Annotated in this window: 20 protein-coding genes; 8 read left to right on the top strand and 12 right to left on the bottom strand. The window is 67.2% G+C overall.

What is annotated here, in order from left to right:
- Nucleotides 1-9 precede the first annotated feature (9 nt).
- The 6 genes from IW252_RS08630 to IW252_RS08605 form a co-directional block, all read right to left on the bottom strand.
- A complete protein-coding gene (locus IW252_RS08630; protein WP_196836181.1) occupies nt 10-438 on the bottom strand; it encodes a hypothetical protein in 429 nt (142 codons plus the stop codon).
- Complete coding sequence (locus IW252_RS08625) at nt 438-1,862, bottom strand: hypothetical protein (RefSeq protein ID WP_196836180.1); 1,425 nt, start codon at nt 1,860-1,862, stop codon at nt 438-440. The genes IW252_RS08630 and IW252_RS08625 overlap by 1 nt, the downstream gene beginning before the upstream one ends.
- An 18-nt stretch (nt 1,863-1,880) precedes the next feature.
- Nucleotides 1,881-2,219: a DUF6507 family protein gene (locus tag IW252_RS08620; protein WP_196836179.1), complete on the bottom strand. Its 339-nt coding sequence runs from the start codon at nt 2,217-2,219 to the stop codon at nt 1,881-1,883.
- Nucleotides 2,220-2,404: 185 nt separating this feature from the next.
- A complete protein-coding gene (locus IW252_RS08615; protein WP_196836178.1) occupies nt 2,405-2,821 on the bottom strand; it encodes a DUF3151 domain-containing protein in 417 nt (138 codons plus the stop codon).
- Nucleotides 2,822-3,844: a class II fructose-bisphosphate aldolase gene (gene fbaA / locus IW252_RS08610; RefSeq protein ID WP_196836177.1), complete on the bottom strand. Its 1,023-nt coding sequence runs from the start codon at nt 3,842-3,844 to the stop codon at nt 2,822-2,824. It abuts the gene before it with no gap.
- A 124-nt stretch (nt 3,845-3,968) separates the two neighbouring features.
- Entirely contained in the window at nt 3,969-4,649 is a 681-nt protein-coding gene (locus IW252_RS08605) for a TrmH family RNA methyltransferase (RefSeq protein WP_196836176.1), read from the bottom strand.
- Between the two features lie 112 nt (nt 4,650-4,761).
- On the opposite strand from IW252_RS08605, the gene nhaA reads away from it, so the two are divergent.
- Nucleotides 4,762-6,111, top strand: coding sequence for a Na+/H+ antiporter NhaA (nhaA, locus tag IW252_RS08600; protein ID WP_196836175.1), 1,350 nt, complete (start codon nt 4,762-4,764; stop codon nt 6,109-6,111).
- A 76-nt stretch (nt 6,112-6,187) separates the two neighbouring features.
- Here nhaA and IW252_RS08595 read toward each other — a convergent pair whose 3' ends face one another.
- Nucleotides 6,188-6,613 carry a hypothetical protein gene (locus IW252_RS08595; protein ID WP_196836174.1) on the bottom strand — a complete coding sequence of 142 codons (426 nt, stop codon included), beginning with the start codon at nt 6,611-6,613 and terminating at the stop codon, nt 6,188-6,190.
- A gap of 46 nt (nt 6,614-6,659) precedes the next feature.
- Nucleotides 6,660-8,201 carry a SulP family inorganic anion transporter gene (locus tag IW252_RS08590; RefSeq protein ID WP_196836173.1) on the bottom strand — a complete coding sequence of 514 codons (1,542 nt, stop codon included), beginning with the start codon at nt 8,199-8,201 and terminating at the stop codon, nt 6,660-6,662.
- 188 nt (nt 8,202-8,389) lie between these two features.
- On the opposite strand from IW252_RS08590, the gene IW252_RS08585 reads away from it, so the two are divergent.
- Nucleotides 8,390-8,764, top strand: coding sequence for a MerR family transcriptional regulator (locus IW252_RS08585; RefSeq protein WP_196836172.1), 375 nt, complete (start codon nt 8,390-8,392; stop codon nt 8,762-8,764).
- Between the two features lie 69 nt (nt 8,765-8,833).
- Nucleotides 8,834-10,690 carry a gamma-glutamyltransferase family protein gene (locus IW252_RS08580; protein ID WP_231365961.1) on the top strand — a complete coding sequence of 619 codons (1,857 nt, stop codon included), beginning with the start codon at nt 8,834-8,836 and terminating at the stop codon, nt 10,688-10,690.
- A 3-nt stretch (nt 10,691-10,693) separates the two neighbouring features.
- Here the strand turns inward: IW252_RS08580 and IW252_RS08575 are convergent, their stop codons facing one another.
- Nucleotides 10,694-11,722: a LacI family DNA-binding transcriptional regulator gene (locus IW252_RS08575; RefSeq protein ID WP_196836171.1), complete on the bottom strand. Its 1,029-nt coding sequence runs from the start codon at nt 11,720-11,722 to the stop codon at nt 10,694-10,696.
- Between the two features lie 184 nt (nt 11,723-11,906).
- Between IW252_RS08575 and IW252_RS08570 the strand changes: the two genes are divergently transcribed.
- The 4 genes from IW252_RS08570 to IW252_RS08555 are packed head-to-tail and all read left to right on the top strand — an operon-like array spanning nt 11,907 to nt 17,417.
- The gene (locus IW252_RS08570) at nt 11,907-13,253 is read left to right on the top strand and encodes an extracellular solute-binding protein (RefSeq protein WP_196836170.1); all 1,347 of its coding nucleotides are present in this window, start codon (nt 11,907-11,909) and stop codon (nt 13,251-13,253) included.
- A gap of 10 nt (nt 13,254-13,263) precedes the next feature.
- Nucleotides 13,264-14,178 carry a carbohydrate ABC transporter permease gene (locus IW252_RS08565; protein ID WP_196836169.1) on the top strand — a complete coding sequence of 305 codons (915 nt, stop codon included), beginning with the start codon at nt 13,264-13,266 and terminating at the stop codon, nt 14,176-14,178.
- Nucleotides 14,178-15,014 (top strand): carbohydrate ABC transporter permease, encoded by an 837-nt coding sequence (locus tag IW252_RS08560; RefSeq protein ID WP_196836168.1) that lies wholly within the window; start codon nt 14,178-14,180, stop codon nt 15,012-15,014. Before IW252_RS08565 ends, IW252_RS08560 begins: the two co-directional genes overlap by 1 nt.
- Before the next feature lie 27 nt (nt 15,015-15,041).
- Nucleotides 15,042-17,417, top strand: a complete 2,376-nt coding sequence (locus IW252_RS08555; protein ID WP_196836167.1) for a glycoside hydrolase family 3 N-terminal domain-containing protein — start codon at nt 15,042-15,044, stop codon at nt 17,415-17,417.
- Nucleotides 17,418-17,685: 268 nt separating this feature from the next.
- On the opposite strand, the gene IW252_RS08550 is transcribed toward IW252_RS08555, so the two are convergent.
- Entirely contained in the window at nt 17,686-18,717 is a 1,032-nt protein-coding gene (locus tag IW252_RS08550) for a GTP-binding protein (RefSeq protein ID WP_196836166.1), read from the bottom strand.
- Nucleotides 18,718-18,801: 84 nt separating this feature from the next.
- On the opposite strand from IW252_RS08550, the gene ykgO reads away from it, so the two are divergent.
- Nucleotides 18,802-18,924 (top strand): type B 50S ribosomal protein L36, encoded by a 123-nt coding sequence (ykgO, locus tag IW252_RS08545; RefSeq protein ID WP_196836165.1) that lies wholly within the window; start codon nt 18,802-18,804, stop codon nt 18,922-18,924.
- Between the two features lie 133 nt (nt 18,925-19,057).
- Here the strand turns inward: ykgO and xylB are convergent, their stop codons facing one another.
- Both xylB and xylA read right to left on the bottom strand, forming a co-directional pair.
- Nucleotides 19,058-20,440: a xylulokinase gene (xylB, locus tag IW252_RS08540; RefSeq protein WP_196836164.1), complete on the bottom strand. Its 1,383-nt coding sequence runs from the start codon at nt 20,438-20,440 to the stop codon at nt 19,058-19,060.
- 152 nt (nt 20,441-20,592) lie between these two features.
- Complete coding sequence (xylA, locus tag IW252_RS08535) at nt 20,593-21,789, bottom strand: xylose isomerase (protein WP_196836163.1); 1,197 nt, start codon at nt 21,787-21,789, stop codon at nt 20,593-20,595.
- Between the last annotated feature and the right edge of the window lie 23 nt (nt 21,790-21,812).

Here is a 21,812-nt window from a genome sequence, read left to right as displayed (position 1 = left end):
GCAATTCACTCAGCGTTCTTTATCAGGCCGCGGCTCATCCGGACCCCACAGTGGTGCGGCGTGCTCATGCCCCTGATCGTCCACCGTCACCCCGCCTCGCCTCAACCATGCCTTGTACCAGGCGGGAAGCGCGACATCCGGCCACCAGAAGTGTGTATACATGAGCACCGGGAACGCAACGATGACCGTCCAGAACCAGAGGTCATCGGCGACCTCAGCCCCCATCAGGGTTGACGTGAGCGCCGGGACCCCCAGCACCATGAGGGCACCGGCAACACCGATTTGCAGGGGCAAAACGTTGCGCTTAGTAAAGATCATGGCCGCGGGTTCCTGCAGGGCCCACTTACGCCGCCGCCCCCGCCACGCGGAGAGGCCATACAGAAGGCAGGGGACTGCGAAGGGCGCGACGAAGATGGCCGCGATGATGAATTCCAGCATCAGTCGAACGGATTCAAAGAACTGAGCACTTCTTTACCTTTATCCACGGCGGCTGATCCCACGTCCTTAATCCCGTCGACGATTTTCTCTCCCGTATCGCTATGGAGGAAATTGTTGATTTGGTCCCCGACGAAACCACCGACCTTTCCGCCTAGGTAACCGCCGGCCAAACCGCCAACGAATCCACCGACTGCGGCGCCTACTCCGGGGATCGGGATGATGGCCTGTCCCACCGCTGCACCCACTCCACGGCCGACCGCTGTACCCACCGTAGCGCCGACCGTTTCGGCGCCGGTCTTGATCGCGGCATCCGTCACGGCCTGCTGTCGGTGCTCCGCAGGGGTCTTATCCGGATCCCGAAGCATCGAGTCGGCGTACGCGTCCGTGTAGTTGTCGTAGGCGTTCAGACCAGCGCTCACGACGGCCACGCCCTTGAGCAGGGGTGTCTTCTGGAGCTTGTTCAGGCGTTCCAAGGCCTTCGTCAGCTTCGTCTTGCTCATCTTGCTATTTGACGGCAGCGGCTTCATGCCCGTCGTCGGTGTCACGGCCGCCCGAGCCCGAATGTTCATGCCGTCAAACTTGATCCGCGTCCTCTTCAGGTGCGGGTACTTGGCCAACAAGAGCCCCAGCGGCGTGCGTTTGCCCGCCTTCTCCAGCCAGCGCTCGAACTGCCCGTACGACGTCTTATGTTTGCCCTTGAACTCGCCGGTCAGGCGATCAATATAGGACTGAGGAACATGGAGCCCCTCCAAGATCTTCCGATTGATCTTGAAGCTCGTCGGAAACTGCTTGCGGTAGGGATTGACCTCGGTGTTGTACACGAAAAGCAACTGGCCTCGGCGGACCTTAAAGTTCGCCGAGTGCACGCCCGCCTTTTTCAGGTACTTGGTGACGTTCTTATAGGTCGCGTGCGCACCGGCCACGCCCGCCGGCAGATCCCGCATGGGGTTCTCCTGGTTGATGGCGCGCGCACAGTCCTGAACCGCCTCGTCATACAGCGTGGCGACCTGATCGATTTCCCGTTGAATGGCTACCTGATCGGAGTGGTAGTTCTCCGGCTTATCCTCCTCGGAACTGAAGGAGATGTTGTTATGGGCTTGGGCAACAATCAGCACGTCGTCGTACCGCTGTTTGTTGTCGGGTCCCATAGCCTCCCCGAAGTCTTCCAGCGCCTTGGCCACGTTTTCAGTCGACGTTTCCGTGATCAAGATAAACGGTTCAACGCTGCTGGTAGGAGCAGCCAACACCTGAGCTTGGTGCGGGGATTCGAACACGCCGGCACCAGAGAGCCCCGACCACGTGGTCGCCACGTCATCGTAAATTTCACGCGACCGAGTCCCGACTTTACGTACCTTCTCGGCGGCGTTGTTAATGGCCTCGGCATCGGGCCAGGATTCGGGCAGGTTGGTCGTTGAGACGGTCATCTGCGTCAGTCCCCTCTACTACTTCTGCTCGCCCGCGAAGTCGGGAGACTTGTACATAGCCTTCTCAGCTTCCGCTGCCATGGTTTGGTCGCCGGCTTCATAAGCCTCGATCGCATCACCCAGCGCCTCGACCATGTAGTTGCCACTATTGGTGGCCCCCGAGATGCTACTGCTGAGAAACTTGGTCAGCAGCGAGTCTAGAGCCGCGCCAATTTCGAAATGCTCGGCCGCCTCAGCGGCCTCCGAGATGGCGGTCTCCGCTTTCGTCTCCATCGTGGAAAATGGTTCCACACCATCCACCGCGTCATTCTGGATCTTGCTCGCAGCGCTGGAGACGGTCCACCCCTCGATTGCCATCTTTGCTCCTCAAACGCGGTCCACAGGCCCTGCCTCTTGAATTAGTCACCAGACTAGTGCAACCACCCACCGGCCGCGATGGGGAGAACTCCCCATCGCCGTCACACAGCACTGTGCCTGGCCCTCCCCACGGTGGGAAGGGCCAGGCACGGTGCTGTATTGGGCGGTACGACGCCGGTGCGCAGCTAGGCCTCGATGGCCGCCTTGGCGTTCGGGTCCGAGTCATTCAGGAACGACGTAATACGCTCCACCTCGTCCGTTTCACCGATCGCGGCGGCCGCGCGCCCCAGTGCATACAACGAACGGAGGAATCCCCGGTTGGGCTCATGCGTCCACAACACCGGCCCCTGGCCGCGCCAGCCCGCCTTACGCAAGGCGTCGAGCCCGCGGTGGTAGCCCACGCGTGCGTAAGCGTAGGACTCCACGTAATGGCCGCCGTCGTACGCCTCGTCGGCCAGGAGCGCCCAGGCCAGCGAGGACGTCGGGTGCTGGGCCGCGACGTCCACGGCCTCGGTGCCGGCGGCGAACAGGGCGTCCACCTCCGGCTCCTCCGGCAGATTCGTCTCCGGGATGCCGAGCAGGTTCTGACCGATCTGGCTCATTTACTTGATGCTCTTTCCGGCGGAGCCGAGCTGCTGAGCGGCCTCGACGATGCGGGCGGCCATCGACTCCTCAGCCTTGGCGCCCCACACGCGCGGATCGTACGTCTTCTTGTTGCCAACCTCGCCGTCGACCTTCAGGACGCCGTCGTAGTTGGAGAACATGTGCCCGGCCACTGGACGCGTGAACGCGTACTGGGTGTCCGTGTCGATGTTCATCTTGATGACGCCGTAGGAGACGGCATCCGCGATTTCCTGCTCGGTGGAGCCGGAGCCACCGTGGAACACCAAGTCGAACGGCGAATCCTTGCCGATCTTGGCGCCCACCTGCTTCTGAATGTCTGCCAAGATCTCCGGGCGCAGCTTCACGTTGCCCGGCTTGTAGACGCCGTGCACGTTGCCGAAAGTCAGCGCCGTGATGAAGCGGCCGTTCTCGCCGGAGCCCAGGGCGTCGACAGTCGCCAGGGCATCCTCAACCGTGGTGTAGAGCTTCTCGTTGATCTCATTCTCCACGCCATCTTCCTCACCACCGACGGTGCCGATCTCCACCTCGAGGATCTGCTTCGCGGCGGCCGTGCGGGGCAGCAGCTCGGCGGCGATGCGCAGGTTGTCCTCGAGCGTCTCGGCGGAGCCGTCCCACATGTGCGAGTTGAAGATCGGGTCCCGGCCCGCCTTGACCTCGGCCTCGGAGGCGGCCAGCAGCGGCAGGACGAACTCGTCCAACTTGTCCTTCGGGCAGTGGTCGGTGTGCAGGGCGATGTTCACGCCGTACTTCTTCGCCACCTCACGCGCGAACGCGGCGAAGCCCAGCGAGCCCACCACCATGTCCTTTACGGAGGAACCGGACCAGTAGGCGGCGCCACCGGTGGAAACCTGGATAATGCCGTCCGACTCCGCCTCGGCGAAGCCGCGGATGGCCGCGTTCAGGGTCTGTGAGCTGGTGACGTTCACGGCGGGGAAGGCAAAGCCGTCCTTCTTCGCGGTGTCGATCATGGCGTTGTACTTGTCCGGGGTAGCGATGGGCATACCGTCTCCTGACGTCTCGCATTCAATGGGTCGGGACAACACTGTCTTTTCCCATCCTAGGCCAGCCGATGTCCCGCGCGGGGGCGTGTTGCGGGGTACGACGACGGCGGCCCGCCGCGGCGGCCTACGGGTGCTGGCCGAAGACGTGGCGCCGGATCCACGCGTGCATGGCGATCCCCGCCGCGGAGGCCGCGTTGATCGAGCGTGTCGATCCAAATTGCTCGATGGAGAGGGTGGCGCCCGCGGCCCGGTGCACCTCCTCGCTCAAGCCAGGACCCTCCTGACCGAACACCAGCACGCACTCCCGCGGCAGGTCGTAGGTTTCCAGCTGCTGCGAATCCGGGAAGATATCGATCCCGATGATGGCCAGCCCCTCGCCGCGGGCCCACTGCACAAACTCCTCCACCGTGGAGTGGTGGCGCACGTGCTGGTACTTGTCCGTGACCATGGCGCCGCGCCGGTTCCAGCGCCGACGCCCAATGATGTGCACCTCGGCCGCGAGGAACGCGTTGGCGGTCCGCACCACCGTGCCGATGTTCAGGTCGTGCTGCCAGTTCTCGATGGCCACGTGGAACGCGTGCCGCCGCGTATCCAACTCCGCAACGATCGCGTCATGTTTCCAGTACCGGTAGTGATCCAGCACGTTGCGCCGATCGCCCTCGCGCAGCAGGTCCTCGTCCCAGTGGTCCCCCTCCGGCCACGGCCCATCCCACGGCCCCACACCAATTTGGTGGGTGCTCTCCGGCTGCGGCGTCGTCGTACCGTTCTCCTCCGCGCCGGGCGCGGGCGTTTGATCGTGGCTCACCCCGCCAGCTTAATTGAGCCGGGCGAGCGCCCCTGAACTAGACTGATGGGTAGGAGAGCCGGGAAGACTGGTCGGCAAAATATTCAACGACCCCTGAAGGACTGACACTTTTATGGCAGAAACGCCACAGCCCAATCCCAAGGACGGCGACCAGAAAACGCTGATCGGGTACGGCAGCTACTCCGAGTCACTGCGTATCGGCGAGATCCTCCGCAAGGAGACCGTCGGCGGCATGCTCCTGGTGGCCGCCGCCGTCATCGCGCTGATCTGGGCCAACTCCCCCGCCTCAGAGTCCTACTTCAACCTGCGCGACTTCCACTTCGGCTACGAGCCTTGGCACCTCGATCTCAGCATCGGCCACTGGGCCGCTGACGGCCTGCTCGCCATTTTCTTCTTCCTCGTCGGCTTGGAACTGAAGAAGGAAATCGTCGCCGGCGACCTGCGCAACCCCTCCAAGGCGATGGTGCCCGTCATGGCCGCCATCGGCGGCGTGGTCATCCCCGCCGGCATCTACGCGCTGATCAACCTCGGCTCGGACACCGCGCTGCACGGGTGGGCCATCCCCACGGCCACGGACATCGCGTTCGCCGTCGCCGTGCTGGCCATCATCGGCTCCCACTTGCCGTCCCCGCTGCGCATCTTCCTGCTGACCCTCGCCGTGGTCGATGACCTGATCGCCATCCTGATCATCGCCATCTTCTACACCGAGGACATCCAGGTCACCCCGCTGCTGCTGTTCTTCATCCCCGTCATCATCTACGCCATCCTGGCGCAGAAGTTCCGGCACTTCTTCGGCACGCAGAAGTGGGCCTCCTGGGTCATCCTGCTGCCGATCGGCTTCATCGCGTGGGTGTTCCTGCACGCCTCCGGCATCCACGCCACCATCGCCGGCGTGGTGCTCGGCTTCACCGTGCCGGTCATGATTAGCGCCAAGGGCAAGGCCAAGGGCGCCAAGCACGGGCTCGCCGAGGATTTGGAACACAACATTCGCCCGCTCTCCAGCGGGTTCGCCGTCCCCGTCTTCGCGTTCTTCTCCGCCGGCGTCGCGATCGGCGGCGCGGAAGGATTCGTCTCCGCGCTGACGGACACCGTCACCATCGGCGTCGTGGCCGGCCTGGTGCTGGGCAAGCCGATTGGCATCGTCATCACCACGTGGCTCATGGCCAAGTTCACCAAGGCCAAGCTGGACGATTCGATCAAGTGGGTGGACCTCATCGGCGTCGGCCTGCTGGCCGGCATCGGCTTCACCGTGTCCTTGCTGGTCGCGGAGCTCAGCTTCGGCTTGGAGAGCCCGCACAATGACCACGCCAAGGTGGCCATCCTCTCCGCCTCCTTCATCGCGGCGATCCTCGCCGCGATCCTGCTCGGCTCCCGCAACCGCTATTACAAGCGGGTCGAGGAGCAGGCCGCGGTGGACGCGGACAAGTCCGGTGTCCCGGACGTGTACGAGAAGGGCAACTGACGCTGCCCCAGCCACGCACGACGGCGGCCGCTCACCTTTGGAGGTGGGCGGCCGTCGTCGTCTCGTGCAGCGCGGGTTAGGCGTCGGCGAACCCCATCCCGCGCAGCACCTCGACCTGCGCCGGCCCGGCCACGGCGTAGAGGACATCCGCGCCCTCGGTGTGCGCGGTCTGCGCGAGGTGTTCGACGACGGCGGCGACGTGCGCTGCGTCCACCGCGGCGTCGTCGTCCGCCCCCGTTCCCTGGTCACCGGGCACCGACGTGACGGGGGCGATCACGGCGATGGCTCCCGCGCTGGCAACGCGCCCGCGAGCGATCGGCCGGTCGAAATGCGTGAGCTCGGCGACCTCATACTCATCGAACGGCGCGTCAAACAGGGCGTACTCGCCCGGCAGCGCGCTCGGCGCCTCGACGTCCAACGGGGCCGCGGTGAGCGTGACCGCGCCGGCCGGACGCTCGGTGTCTAGTTGCGCCCAGAGGGCTGACCAATCCTGCGTGTTCATGCCTGCAGGCTATACCCGGAGGCGAACCTTGCACAGGGCCGGGCCCCTAGTGGCCGGCGAGTTTGCCCGCCAAGCGCTCGCGCATCTCGACGCTGGCCTGGTTCAGGCCGACGACCTCGACGTGTTTGCCGTAGGACTCGTACTTCTGCTGCACGTTGTCCAGCGTGGCGATGGTGGAGGCATCCCAGAGGTGGGACGCGTGCATGTCGATCACAATGCGCTGCGGGTCCGTGGCGTACTGGAATTGGTAGTACAGATCGTTGGAGGAGGCGAAGAACAGCTCCCCATCCACCACGTAGGTGGCGACGGCGTCGTCCCCCTCGCCCTGCTCGCGGCGCTGGACCGTGACAAAGTGTGCCACCCGCCGCGCAAAAAGGACCATGGCCATGAGTACGCCGATCACCACACCGATGGCGAGGTTGTGCGTCAGCACGGTGGCGATCACCGTGACCACCATGACCGCGGTCTCCGATTTGGGCATGTGCTTGAGCGTGCCGGGGCTGATCGAGTGCCAGTCGAAGGTGGCGATGGACACGAAGATCATCACGGCCACCAACGCGGCCATGGGGATGATGGCCACGACGTCGCCGAGGGTGACCACCAGGATGAGCAGGAAAACGCCGGCGAGGAACGTGGAGATGCGCGTCCGGGCACCGGAGGCCTTCACATTGATCATGGTTTGGCCGATCATGGCGCAGCCGCCCATGCCGCCGGTGAAGCCGGTCACGAGGTTGGCGACGCCCTGACCCCAGGACTCGCGGGTCTTGTTGGAGTGCGTGTCCGTGATGTCGTCGACCAGCTTGGCGGTCATGAGGGATTCGAGCAGGCCCACGAACGCCATGGCGAGGGCGTACGGGAAGATGATCTGCAGCGTCTCGACATTGAGGGGGACGTCCGGGAAGATCAGCGCGGGCAGGGCCTCCGGCAGTTCGCCCTTGTCCCCCACCGTGGGCACCTCGACGCCGGCAACCACCGCAAAGATGGTCAGGACGATGATGGCCACCAGCGGGGCCGGAACCACTTGGGTGACCTTGGGCAGGCCGAACACGATCAGCAGGCCGACGGCGACCATGGGGTACACCATCCACGGCACGCCGAGCCACGTCCAGTCCTCGGTGTTCAGGCCGAGCTCCGGCAGCTGGGAAGAGAAGATCAGGATGGCCAGCGCGTTGACGAACCCCACCATGACGGAGCGCGGTATGAAGCGCATCAGTTTGGCCACGCCCACCAGCGCGAGCACCACCTGCAGGCCGCCGGCGAGGATGACGGCGGCGAGGAAGTATTGAATCCCGTGCGAGGCCACGAGTGGGGCGATCACCAGCGCGACGGCACCCGTGGCCGCGGAGATCATCGCGGGGCGGCCGCCCACGAACGCGATGGTCACGGCCATGGTGAAGGAGGCGAACAGGCCGAGCCGAGGGTCCACGCCGGCGATGATGGAGAAGGCGATGGCCTCCGGGATGAGCGCCAGCGCCACCACCAGACCGGCGAGGACTTCGGTTTTCAGCAGGCGCGGCGAGCGGAGCGTGCGCAGCACGGATTGGCGCTCACGCGGGGTCAGCGTCGCCTTCTCGGCGGTGGTCGACATGGGTGCCTTTCGGGCAAGGGGGTACACGGCGGGCGGGTCCACTGCGGTGTGGTTGGATGTGTTCAGTGTCCGCGTCACGGGCATCGGGCCGTACGGCCGCCTGCGGACCCCTCCAGCGTACCCTAACGTTACGTGAGGGTTGGGCGAGTGTGACGCGGGCGCGACGCAACCCACCCCCGAGGAGTCTCATGCAGATCGGCGAACTGGCCGAGGCCGTTGGCCTCTCGCTGCGGACCATCCGCCACTACGACGACGTGGGCCTCCTGCCAGCGTCCCGCACCGAGGGCGGGTACCGGCACTATTCCGAGTCCGACCTGCAGCGCATGCTGACGATCCGCACCCTCAAGCCGCTCGGCTATTCGCTGGAGCAGATGCGGGAGATTCTCGATGCGATGGACGCGCGCGCCGCGGACCCGGCGGATGAGGCGGCGCGCGCCCACCTGCTCGAGCTCGCGGAGGGACTCGCAGCCCGGCGAGACCGGATGGCCACGGACCTCGAGAGGGCCACGGCCCTCGTCGAGCGCTTGGGCGGCGACGATCAAGGCCCAGCAGGCAAGGCGTGAGGTAGATTACGGCCAACTGGCCTCCCCGGGCCATCAGTTCCGCGCCCATCCCCGACGCAGAGGCTTCGCATGCAGCAGCACCATCCGTCCTTCACGCCGCCACCGTCACCGCTGACCCGCCCGGAGGTGACCGGCACCTTCGGTATGGCCTCCTCCACGCACTGGCTGGCCAGCGCCACGGCGCAGGCCGTCCTTGAGCGCGGGGGCAACGCGTTCGACGCCGCCACGGCCGCCGCCTTTGTCCTCCACGTCGTCGAACCCCACTTGAACGGTCCCGGCGGGGACATGACCGCGGTGTTCACCACCGCCGAGCACCCGGATCAGCCCACCGTCCTCGTCGGCCAGGGCCCGGCCCCGGCCGGCGCGACGATCGAGCACTTTCGCGCCGAGGGCCTCGACCTCATCCCGGGGTCCGGCGCCCTGGCCGCCGCCATCCCGGGCGCCGTTGACGCCTGGCTGACGCTACTGCGGGATCACGGCACGTGGACGGCGCCCGCGGCGCTCGAGTTCGCGATCGACTATGCCCGCAACGGTCACCCCGTGCTCGCGGCCGTCTGCCGCACGGTCGAGCGCGTCGCCGACCTCTTCGGCGAGCACTGGCCCACCTCCGCCGAGCGGTGGATGCCGGGAGGCACCGCGCCACTGCCCGGGGAGCTCATCACCAACCCGGCCTACGCAGACCTGCTGACCGCGATGTGTCAGGCGGCGGAGGCGGCCGCGGACCGCGCGGACGGGATCGACGCCGCCCGGGCGCTCTGGCGGCAGCGCGTGGGTGAGGCCGCTGAAGCCGCGGCCCGCACGCCGCATCGGCATTCGGACGGCAAGGACCACGCCGGAGTCATCAGGGCCGAGGATCTCGCCGGCTTTGCCGCGCACTACGAACCCGCCACTACCGCCGAGTTCCGCGGCTTCACCGTTGCCAAGACCGGCCCGTGGGGCCAGGGCCCGGTGCTGCTGCAGGCCCTGAAGATTCTGGAGGGGTACGACGACGCGCTGCTGGATCCGGCGTCCGCCGACGGCGCGCACACCATCCTGGAGGCCCTGAAGCTCGCTTTCGCCGACCGGGACGCCTGGTACGGGGAGGACCTGACGGCCCCCGAGCTGGCGCTGCTGCTCAGCGAGGACTACGCCGCCGCGCGCCGCGGACTGATCGAGGACACCGCGTCCGCCGTCGCGCGTCCTGGCCAGCTGCCGGGCCGGGAGGTCCCGCCGGCGAGCGTGCCGGGAGCCGGCGTCGTCGTCGATGACCGCGGCGCGGGTGAGCCCACCGTCCAAGTGAGGCCGGCCGGGCGGAACGCCACCGCCGAGGACCTCGAGACGGACCCGCAGGGGCGCACACGCGGGGACACGTGCCATTTGGACGTGGTGGACCGCTGGGGCAACATGATCGCCGCGACGCCGTCCGGCGGCTGGCTGCAATCCTCCCCGCACATTCCGGAGCTGGGTTTCTGCCTCGGCACCCGGCTGCAAGCGAACTGGCTGGAACCGCAGACGGCGTCCGCGCTCACACCGGGGCGCCGACCGCGCACCACGCTCACGCCGACCCTCGTCCTGCGCGGCGGCACACCGATCATGGCGCTGGGCACCCCCGGTGGCGACCAACAGGACCAATGGCAGCTGCCCGTTCTGCTGCGCGTGCTCATCGGCGGATACACGCCGCAACAGGCCATCGACGCGCCCACCCTGCACACCACCCACCTGCACAGCTCCTTCTTCCCGCGGGAATTCACCCCACGCGGGGCCGTGGTGGAGGACCGGCTGGGCGAGGACGTCCTCGCGGACCTGACCGCACGCGGGCACGAGCTCACGCGGGCGGGCGACTGGGCGCTGGGGCGGCTCTCCGTGGTGACGCGGGATCCGGCGACGGGCGTGCTGGGCGCGGCCGCGAACTCCCGCGGCGAGCAGGGCTACGCCGTCGGCCGGTAACCCCTAGCCCGCCCGCCCCGGCGGTGCGGCCGTGGACTTGCGCGTGACCAGACGGGTTTCCAGCTGGAAGGGGTGCGCAAAGCGCTCCGGGTCGTTGGACAGCGCGAGGGCACGCTCCACCGCGACTTGGCCCATGGAGGCCAGCGGCTGGCGGATGGTGGTCAGCGGCGGCGACATCCACGACGCCGCGGACGTGTCGTCGAACCCGATCACGGAGAGGTCTTGCGGCACGCTGAGCCCCAGCTCCTCCGCTGCGCGCAGCACACCGAGGGCGACGTCGTCGGACACCGCAAAGATGGCGCTCGGCCGCTCCGGCCGGGTGAGCATCTTGAGCGCGGCCACGCGGCCGGACTCCGGCGTGAACCCGCCGCCGGTCACGAGGTCCTCGTCCACCGCGCACCCGGCCATCTGCATGGCGGAGCGGAAGCCCTGAAGGCGTTCGCCGGCCGGGATCGACTCCAAGGGGCCCGTCACCATGCCAATCCGCCGGTGACCCAGCTCGAGCAGGTGCTGAGCCGCTTGCTTGCCGCCGTTCCAGTTGGTGGAGCCGATCGCCACCACGTGCTCGTGGTTCGGGGCCGCGGGGTCAATGAGAATGAGCGGCAGCCGGTTCTGCTGACACCAGCGCACCCGCGCATCGGAGACGGGCGCGGTCACCACAATCAGCCCGCGGCTGCCCTGTGCCACGAGCTCCCGCATCCACGCTGTGGAGAGGACCCGGTGGGTGGCCGAATCGCCCACGATGGTGGTCGTCACCAGCTCGACGCCGGCGCGCTTGGACGCGTGCACGGCCCCACTGAGGATGCCCACCGCGTAGGGGCTGCTGAAGTGATCGAAGACCACCGTGAGCCGGGGCGGCGCCTGCCGCTGCGAAACTCGGGGCGGACTTGAGTACCCCATGTCCGCAGCGGTTTTCGTAATTTTTCGGCGACTCTCCTCGCTGATGTCAGCGCGGCCATTGAGCGCCTTGGAGGCCGTGGACACGGACACCCCGGACGCCTGGGCCACGTCGATCAAGCGCGGTTTCGCCATTGTGCTCACCTTTCAGCGGGATGATCCGCCCGTTCGTTTCGGATCGAAACAAATCTGCGCGGAGTTGTTGACGTGACTCATCACACACCCTATCGTGTTCTGGCCGCAAGGGGTTTTACGAAAATTTCGAGCGAAACCACGGCGGGACCACCAACTCGTTCACCAGTCCAAGGGGGCACCCACGATGTCGTTCCAGCAGCACCAGAATCGCCGCACCAGCCGGCCGCGCCGGCTCCGCCGCACCGTCCTCGCCTCGGCGGCCTTGATCGCCCCGCTCGCCCTCTCCGCCTGCGGTGGAGCCCAGCCCGGCGGTGCCGGCGGGGACAACGGCGAGGGCGGCTTCTCCGCCTGGACGCTGACCGGATCCCAGCAGGACGCTTTCCAGGCGTCGTTCGATGCCTGGAATGAGGCCAACCCGGAACAACAGATCTCCTCCGAATTCTTCGCCAACGACGCCTACAAGGAGAAGATCCGCACGGCCGTCGGCGCCGGCAACGCCCCCACCCTGATCTTCAACTGGTCCGGCGGCACGCTCGCCGACTACGTCGCCAACGGCAACGTCGTGGACCTCACCGGGCACGTGGATGACCTGGAGGAGCGCGCCATCGAGGCGATCGAGAAGGGCGGCGAAGTGGACGGCAAGCAGTATGCCGTGCCGAACAACTCCACCCAGCCCGTGGTGCTCTACATCAACGAGAAGCTCTTTGACCAGGTCGGCGTCGAACCGCCGACGACGTGGGAGGAGACGTTGGAGGTCGTGGAGGCCTTCAAGGCCGAGGGCATCACCCCGTTCGCCGTCGCCGGGCAGAGCCAGTGGCCCTACCTGATGTGGATCCAGTACCTGACTGACCGCATCGGCGGCCCGGAAGTCTTCAACGCCATCGCCAACAACGAGCCGGACGCGTGGAGCCACCCGGCCGTCGCGGAGGCCCTGACCAAGATTCAGGAGCTCGTCGACGCCGGCGGGTTCGGAGACTCCTTCGGCTCGGTGGTCGCCGACGCCAATGCCGACGCCGCGCTGGTGCACACGGACAAGGCCGCGATGCTCCTGCAGGGCTCGTGGGTCTACGCCGGCTTCAAGGCCGATGCCCCTGAGTGGTACGAGGAAGGCAACCTGGGTTTCGCCCCGTTCCCCACCATTGCGGGCGGCGCGGGAGATCCGGCCAACATCGTCGGCAACCCGGCCAATTTCTGGGCCGTGTCCGCCGATGCCTCCGAGGAGGCCCAGCAGGCCGCGTTCGACTACCTCAACGAATACACGCTCAACGAGGAGTCCATCGACGAGTTCATTAGCCTCGGGCTCGTCCCCTCCACCGACGGCGCCGAGGAGGCCATCGCAGCCAGCGAGGATGCCGACTTCTTGGAGTACGCGTACTCCATGGTGCAGGACGCCCCGAACTTCCAGCTCTCCTGGGACCAGGCGCTGGCTCCCGATCAGGCGCAGGAACTGCTGACCAACCTCTCGCAGATCTTCCAGGGCTCCATCACCCCGGACCAGTTCGTCGAGAACATGAACGCGACGATCAAGTAACCGAGTGCCCATGAGTTCCACCACTGTTCCCTCGCGCCCGCGCCAGCGGCGGAGGACGAGCACGGGGCCGAGCACCTGGATGCTCGCCCCGGCCCTGATCTTCTTCACGGTCTTCGCTCTGATTCCGCTGCTCGGCGTGGCCGTGCTGTCCCTCATGAACTGGGACGGCCTCGGCACGCCGACGTTCGCCGGGTTCGCCAACTGGCGCACCGTCTTCTCGGACCCCGTCACGCTGCACGCGATGTGGCTGACGTTCGCCATGACCGTGCTGACCTACATCACCCAGGCCCCGATTTCCATCCTGTTGGGCGTTTTCATGGCCGGGAATGAGAAGTACCGGGCCGTGTACTCCGTGCTGTATTTCCTGCCGCTGTTGTTCTCGGCGGCCGCCGTCGGCATCGCCTTCAAGGCGCTGCTGGACCCGAACTTTGGCCTGTCCAATGCCTTCAACATCCCGCTGCTGAGCCAAGACTGGCTCGGCAGCACGGATCTGGTGTTTTACGTACTGATCTTCGTCATCGCGTGGTGCTTCGTGCCCTTCCACTCCCTGCTGTACCAGGCGGGCGTCAAGCAGATCCCCACCTCCATGTATGAGGCGGCCATGCTCGACGGCGCCGGGCGCGTGCGGACGTTCTTCTCCGTGACTTTGCCACAGATCAAGTACACCGTGATCACCAGCTCCACGCTCATGATCGTCGGCTCGCTGACCTACTTCGACCTGGTGTTCGTCATGACCAACGGCGGGCCGGGCAACGCGACCCGCATCCTGCCGCTGGACATGTACCTCACCGGATTCCGTAGCTACCAGATGGGCCCGGCGAGCGCGATCGCCGTGATCTTGGTGGTGGTGGGCCTCGTGATCTCCCTGTTGCTGAACCGGCTCAGCGGCTCGGACAAGATGGAAAGCCAGCAGGAGGGCGCGTGATGAAACTGCGTACAACGGGCGGGCAAGCGCCCAACGTCCTCGGCGGCCTCGCGGCGACCTTCTGGCTCTTAGTCACCATTGTCCCGATCTACTACATCCTGGTCACCAGCCTGAAGCCGCGGCAGGAGTACTTCGGGACCAATCCGCTGGCCTGGCCCGAGGAGCTGACGTTCGCTGCCTACGGCCGCGTCCTCGAGAACGACTTCGCCCTGTACTTTTTCAACTCCGCGTTAATCACGGTGGTGACGGTCGGCGTCGTACTGCTGATCTCGCTACTGGCGAGCTACGTGATTGTCCGCAATCGCGGGGCCCTGGCGAAGTTCAGCCACCGGTTGTTCCTGCTGGGCATCGCTATCCCCATTCAGGCGACCATCATCCCCGTGTACTACCTGATTGTGCAGATGGGGCTCTACGACTCCCTGCTGGCGTTGATCCTGCCGGGCATCGCCTTCGCCATCCCCATCAGCGTCCTCATCCTCACCAACTTCCTGCGGGACATCCCCTCCTCCCTGTACGAGGCGATGACGCTGGACGGCGCCAGCCATTGGCAGATGTTTGTGCAGCTGGTGTTGCCGCTGTCCAAGCCGGCGATCATGGCGGTGGGCATCTATGACGCGCTGCAGGTGTGGAACGGATTCCTGTTCCCTTTGGTGCTGACCCAAAGTTCAGAGGTGCGGGTCCTGCCGCTGTCCCTCTGGACGTATCAGGGCGAGTTCGCGGTGGACATTCCGGCGGTGCTGGCCGCCGTCGTCCTCTCCTGTGTACCCATCCTCGCCGCGTATATCATCGGCCGCCGCCAGCTGGTGGCGGGCCTGACGGCCGGCTTTAGCAAGTAACGACTTCGATCCAAGGCAAAGGAAATCATGAGCAACTCAGTGAGCACCCCGTCCGCCACGGCCGTGTGGCGCGAGCCCGGGCGGCCGATCGCCGAGCGCGTCGAGGCGTTGATGAGCGAGATGTCGGTGGAGGAGAAGGTCGCCCAGCTGGGCTCGTCCTGGATCCGCCCCGCCGAGCGCAATAACGACGGCGACGCCAACGTGGCGCCGATGGAGGACACGTTCTCCGGTGGCGTGAGTTTTGAGGAGGAGATCGACGGCGGCCTCGGCCAGATCACCCGCGCGTTCGGTTCGGCGCCCCTGGATCCCACCGAGGGACGGGCCCGGCTGGCTGATCTGCAGCGCCAGGTGGTGGCCGCGAACCGCTTCGGCATTCCGGCGCTGGCGCACGAGGAGTGCCTGACCGGCTTCACCACGCTGGGCGCCACCTGCTACCCCGCGTCGATCGCGTGGGGCGCCAGCTGGGACGCGGAACTAGTGCGGACGATGGCCGGGAACATCGGCGCGGACATGCACCAGGTCGGGGTGCACCTGGGGCTCTCCCCCGTGCTCGACGTCGTGCGGGACTACCGCTGGGGCCGGGTCGAGGAGACGCTCGGCGAGGACCCGCACCTGGTCTCGGAGCTGTCCACGGCCTACGTGCAGGGCCTGCAGGGCTCCGGCGTGCACGCGACGCTGAAGCACTTCGCCGGCTACGCGGCCTCCCGCGCCGGGCGCAACCACGCACCCGTGCCGATGGGCCATCGCGAGTTCGAGGACGTGATCCTTCCTCCGTTCGAGCGCGCGGTCCGCGAGGGCGGCGTGAAGTCCGTCATGAACTCGTACTCGGACATCGACGGCGAGGCGCCCGCGGCCAGCCACCGCCTGCTCACCCACGTGCTGCGGGAGCGCTGGGGGTTCACGGGCACGGTGGTCTCCGACTACTGGGCCGTTAGCTTCCTCGAAACGATGCACCGCATCGCGGAGGACCAGGACGAGGCTGGCATCATCTCCCTCGCCGCCGGCATGGACGTGGAACTGCCGGAGACCAATGCGTTCCGCAACCTGGCGCAGGCCGTGGCCGATGGCCGCCTCACCGCCGACGTACTCGACACGGCCGTGCGCCGCGTGCTGACCCAGAAGGCGGAGCTCGGCCTGCTGGACGACGACTGGGATCCCGAGGGCGCTTGGGACGGCGAGACCGTGGACTTCGATTCGGCGGCCAACCGCGCCCACGCCCGGCGGATGGCCGAGGAGTCCATCATCTTGCTCAAGAACGACGGCGTCCTGCCGCTAGCCGCCCCGCCCGCCACCGCCGGGGGCGACGCGGGCAGCGCGCCCCGCATCGCTGTCGTCGGGCCGTCCGCCTCCCAGCCCCGCACCCACTTGGGCTGCTACTCCTTCACCAATCACGTGCTGTCCCGCTTTTTCGGCGAGGACGAGCACGGGATCGAGATCGCCTCGATCCTTGACTCCCTGCGGGAGTCGCTGGCCGGCGCGGAGATCGCGTACGAGCGCGGCGTGGACTTCACCGACCCGGACGAGGCGGGCATCGCGGCGGCCGTCGAGGCCGCGCAGAACGCGGAGATCGCGGTGGTGACCGTGGGCGACTTGGCCGGGCTGTTCGGGCGCGGAACCTCGGGCGAGGGGTGCGACGTCGTCGACCTCAACCTGCCCGGCCAACAGGCGGACCTGGTGGAGGCCGTGCTGGCCACCGGTACGCCGACCGTGCTGGTGCTGGTCACGGGACGCCCCTACTCGCTGGGGGCGTTCGCGGACCGCGCGGCGGCGATCGTGCAGGCGTTCATGCCGGGCGAGGAAGGCGGCCACGCCGTGGCCAACGTGCTGACCGGTGCGGTGAACCCGTCCGGCAAGCTGCCCGTGCAGATCCCGGACCACGTGGGCGGGCAGCCGGGCACGTACCTGACGCCGCCGCTGGGCTGGTTCTCCGACGGCGTCTCCAATCTGGATCCGCGGCCGCTGTACCCGTTCGGCTACGGCCTGTCCTACACCACGTTCGCGGTGCAGGATCTGGGCCTCTCCGCCTCGGAGATCGCGGCCGACGGCACTGTGGAGATCTCCGCGACCGTGACGAACACGGGCGAACGCGACGGCGCTGAGGTGGTGCAGCTCTACCTGCAGGACAAAGTGGCGTCCGTGGTGCGCCCGCGCCGCTGGCTGACCGGGTTCGCCAAGGTGCGCCTGGCCGCGGGCGAGTCACGGCGCGTGACCTTCACGGTGCACGCGGACCGGACCTCCTTCACGGGGGCTGATCACCGCCGGATCGTGGAGCCCGGCCTCTTCGGCGTGGAGCTTGGCACCAGCAGTGAGGACCTGCCGCTGACCGGGGCGTTCACGATCACCGGCAGCGTGCGCGAGGTCCCGGAGGGCCGCGTGATGGACACTCCGGTGACCGTCGCCTGATCTGCGAGCTAACGCTGAGGCCCTGGGACGCGCGAGCGCTCCGGGGCCTCAGCACTTTAACGACTCGGCACCACGAGATGTCCGCTCCTCACGACCCGGCGCGTCCGGACCGGATGGGTGGTGCGAAAGTGCTGGGTCGCAGGAGTGGGTCGTACGGAAATGCTGCACATCGCGGGATTTGCAGCATTTCCGTACGACCCATCAGGGCCCTAGCGCGTTTCTGCGCGACCCATCGGCACGATGCAGGGTGGGTGCGGCGAGATGCGGGTCAGTCGTCGGCGGCGTCGTGCACCTGAACCCACGCGGGGAACGGATCCTCGTACTGGCACCACGCGGCGTGACCCGCCAGAAACTCTGCGTCGGTCAGAAGCGCCGCGTCGAGAACGCGGACGAGTTCACCGGCATTAAGGAGGAAGCCCGTGAAGACAATGTCTTGGCCGAGGCTCACGCTCTCCTCCGCGTCGGCGTCGTCCCGCTGGATCGGGAGGAGATCAAACATCTGACCCACCTGCTCCCAGTGCGCCGTGATGTGCTCTCGCGTGGCGAGCCGCGCGAAACCCGAGGAGCGGATGATCTGCCCCGCGGCGCCGTCGCCCAGATCATCGAGGGCTGCGCGCAAGCGCGCCGGGTGGAACGGGCGGATGCGGTGATACCGAAGGGCCGCGATGCGCGGGTCGATCACGCGTGGCGCACGGGCGGATGGTTCAGCGGCATTCAGCTGCTGGATCCACCCGGGGCGCAGGCCGGGCTCCGGTGCTTCATGGGCCCGCCGATCATCCCCGAGCCAGCGGTCCACGTCCATGGCGAGGTGGGCGGTCGGGGCTAAGTGGCTGATGAGGCTGCTCACCGCGGAAAGCTCCGGCCCGGTCAGCGACTCCGCGTTGGTCAACAGGATGACCGAGGCGTACTCGATTTGCTGGACGGTCAGAAGCGCTCGCGCCACCAGATCGACAGCGTAGGCGTCGTCGAAGAGGTCCTCCAGCACGTGCGCGGCATCGACAACGCACACCACGTCGGCCAGCTCGCCGGCGAAGGAGCCATCGCTGACGAACCCAATGGCGTCCGTGACCGGCAGCTCAAGTGGCAGGTCGATCACCACGGATCCGCCGGGGTTGTGGCGTTCGAGCAGATGCACGGTGGCAGCGAGGTCGTCAAAGCCGGCCGCCACGGCCTCGCGGGGTGCGTGCCGGGCAGGCAACGCCCCGGCAGCGATAGTCGCCTGCCGCGCAGTGCTGATCTTTCGGGCGTGTTCTCGCCGTTCCGGCGCACACGCACCCACAACAAGGACGACGTCGCGCATGGTTCTCCTCCACCTGATTTGCGTTCTCTCACCGAGCAAACCATATAATGAGAATCATTCGCAACAATTCGGAAGGTGTCCACCATGAAGGTTCGCAACTCACTCAAGGCCCTGAAGAAGCAGCCGGGCGCGCAGATCGTGCGGCGCCGCGGCCGAGTCTTCGTCATCAACAAAAAGAACCCACGCCTCAAGGCGCGCCAGGGCTAAACGCAACCACAACGGCATCGGGTCGCGAGAAATTGCTGGGCCGCGAAGTTGGGTCGTACGGAAAGGCTGCAGATCCCCGGATCTTCAGCCTTTCCTCACGACCCATCGCGGACGACGAACCACGTGGCACTACTCACCAGCCGGCGGTGTTCTCTTTCAGCGCGCGGTACTGCGCCAGCACCTCCGGCGTCGCCTCGGCCGAGTAGATCTTCTCCCCCGCCACTTCCCACTCGGGTTCACGCCCGGTCAGCGCCCACGCGGCCTGACGCGCGGCACCCAGCGCCACGTATTCACGTTCCGGGGGGACGACGACGTCGCGCCCCAGGATCGACGGCGCCAGTTCCCGCACCGCGGCCGACTTCGCGCCGCCGCCAATCAGGAAGATCCGCTCGGCGCTCGTCCCGGTGGCCTCCTCGAGGTATTCCACGGCGTCCGCAAGCGAGCACAGCAGCCCCTCGACGCACGCCCGCGCAAGATCCGCCCGGCTCGTCGCGGTGGTGAGCCCCACCAGCGTTCCGGTGGCGTCCGGCCGGTTGGGCGTCCGCTCGCCGTCCAAATACGGCAGCAGCGTCACGCCGTGCGCGCCCGGCACCGACTCCAGTGCCAACTGGGCCAGCTCGGCGTGGTCCACACCAAGGATCCGCGCCCCAAAATCGAGGATGCGCGCCGCGTTCAGCGTGCACGCCAGCGGCAGGTACTGCCCGGTGGCGTCCGCGAATCCGGCCACCAGCCCCGTCGCGTCGGCGGTCGGCGTCGGGGACACCATCGCCGCCACCCCGGAGGTTCCCACGGACAGCGAGACGTCGCCGCGCTTGAGGTTCAGCCCCAGCGCCGCAGCCATGTTGTCCCCCGTGCCGGGGGCGATCTTCGCACCCCACGCCGTCTGGCCCACCACGGCGTGCGGCTCGGCCACCTCGGGCAACTCGAACGCGTGCCCCAACGCGGCCTCGGCGAGCGCCGGGTCCCACGCGTTCTGCGCCGTCGAGTAGTAACCGGTCCCGGACGCGTCGCCGCGGTCCGTGGTGAAGCGGGTCTTGTCCGCGTTCAGGTGCCACGTCAGGTAGTCGTGCGGCAACAATACGCGCTTGATCCGCGCCGCGTTGTCCGGCTCATGGTCCCGCACCCAGCGCAGCTTGGTGGAGGTGATGGACGGCACCAGCAGCGATCCGGTTGCCTCGGCGCAGGCCTGTGGCCCGCCCATCTCGGCGATCAGGTCCTCCGCAGCGCCGGCGGAACGCGTGTCATTCCACAGCAACGCGTCGCGGACCACTTGGTTGTTCTCGTCCAACGCCACGAGCCCGTGCTGCTGCCCACCGACGGCCACCGCGTCCGCCCGCTCCAGGAGCCCGGCACCGGCGGCATCCAGCGCGTCCAGCCAGGCCTGCGGGTCCACCTCCGTGCCATCGGGATGCTGGGCCCGGGCCTCGTCGACCACCTCACCGGTGTCGGCATCAACCAGCAAGACCTTGGTGGATTGGGTGGACGAATCAATTCCTGCAACTAGCGTGCGGCTCATACGTGAATCCTCAGTGGTCGGCGCGGTGTTTGTCCAGAGGGTGCGGGCCCCAGCGGGGCGCAGGGGAAGGGGTACGACGGCGGTGCGCACCGCCGCCGTACCCCTACTTCCCGCCCCTCACTCGGGTGTGCCGGGCGCACCCGGCACAGTGGTTACTTGCCGCCGAAGCCGATCAGGTGGCGCATGGCCAGCTGGTGCAGGCGGACGAAGCCGTAGTTGCGTTCGGCGGCGCGCTCGACGTCGAACTCCTCGTAGGCGGCCCGGTCGGCGAGCAGGTCCTCGAGCGACTCGCCGTCGGCGATGGTCGGCTGGGCCAGCTCGTTGATGCCGGAGAACTCGAGGGCCTCCTGGACCTCCGGGTCCGCGCGGAAGGACGTGGCGCGCTCGGCGAGCATGAGGTACATCTCCATGTTCGCCGCGGCCGAGTCGAACTGGCCGGCGGTGTACTCGGTGCGGGACGGCTTGTAGTCGAAGTGGCGTGCCCCTTGGTAGGCGCCCGGCTTGGACGGGAAGCCGTTCTCCAGCAGGTCCACCGTGAAGAACGCGTTGATCAGGTCGCCGTGACCGAAGACCAGATCTTGGTCATACATCGGGCCGTGCTGGCCGTTGAGGTCAATGTGGAAGAGCTTATCCGCCCACAGCGCCTGGGCCAGGCCGTGGTTGTAGTTCAGGGTGGCCATCTGCTCGTGGCCCGTCTCCGGGTTCACGCCCACGATGTCGCCGTTCTCCAGCTTCTCAATGAACGCGAGGGCGTGGCCGATGGTGGGCAGGAAGATGTTGCCGCGCGGCTCGTTCGGCTTCGGCTCGAGGCCGATGCGCATGTCGTATCCCTTGGACTTGATGTAGCCGGCGACCGTGTCGATGCCCTCGGCGTAGCGGGCATGGGCCATCAGCAGGTCCTTGGAGGAGTCGTACTCCGAGCCCTCGCGGCCGCCCCACATGACGAACGTCTTGGCGCCGAGTTCCGCGGCGAGGTCTACGTTCTCGAGGACCTTGCGCAGGCCGTAGCGGCGGACGCCGCGATCGTTGGAGGTGAAGGCGCCATCCTTGAAGATCGGGTGCGCGAACGTGTCCGTGGTGACCATCTCCACCACCAGGCCGGTCTCGTCGACCGCGCCCTTGAGGCGGGACAGGATGGAATCCCGCTCCGAGGCCGACGCGCCGAAGGGGATGACGTCATTGTCGTGGAACGTGAAGCCCCAAGCGCCCAGCTCGGCGAGCCGGCGAAGGTGCTCCACCGGGTCGATCGCCGGGCGGGTGGCGAGGCCGAACTGGTCGCGCGCCTCCCAGCCGGTGGTCCAGAGACCGAAAGCGAACTTGTGCTCGGGGGTGGGGGTGGGGACCGTCATGGGGTCTTCCTTCCGTGGAGGCG

This window comes from Zhihengliuella flava (assembly GCF_015751895.1).
Lineage (GTDB): Bacteria > Actinomycetota > Actinomycetes > Actinomycetales > Micrococcaceae > Zhihengliuella > Zhihengliuella flava.
Note: the sequence above shows the minus strand (reverse complement) of the source record. Positions and strands in the feature narration are given on the sequence as shown.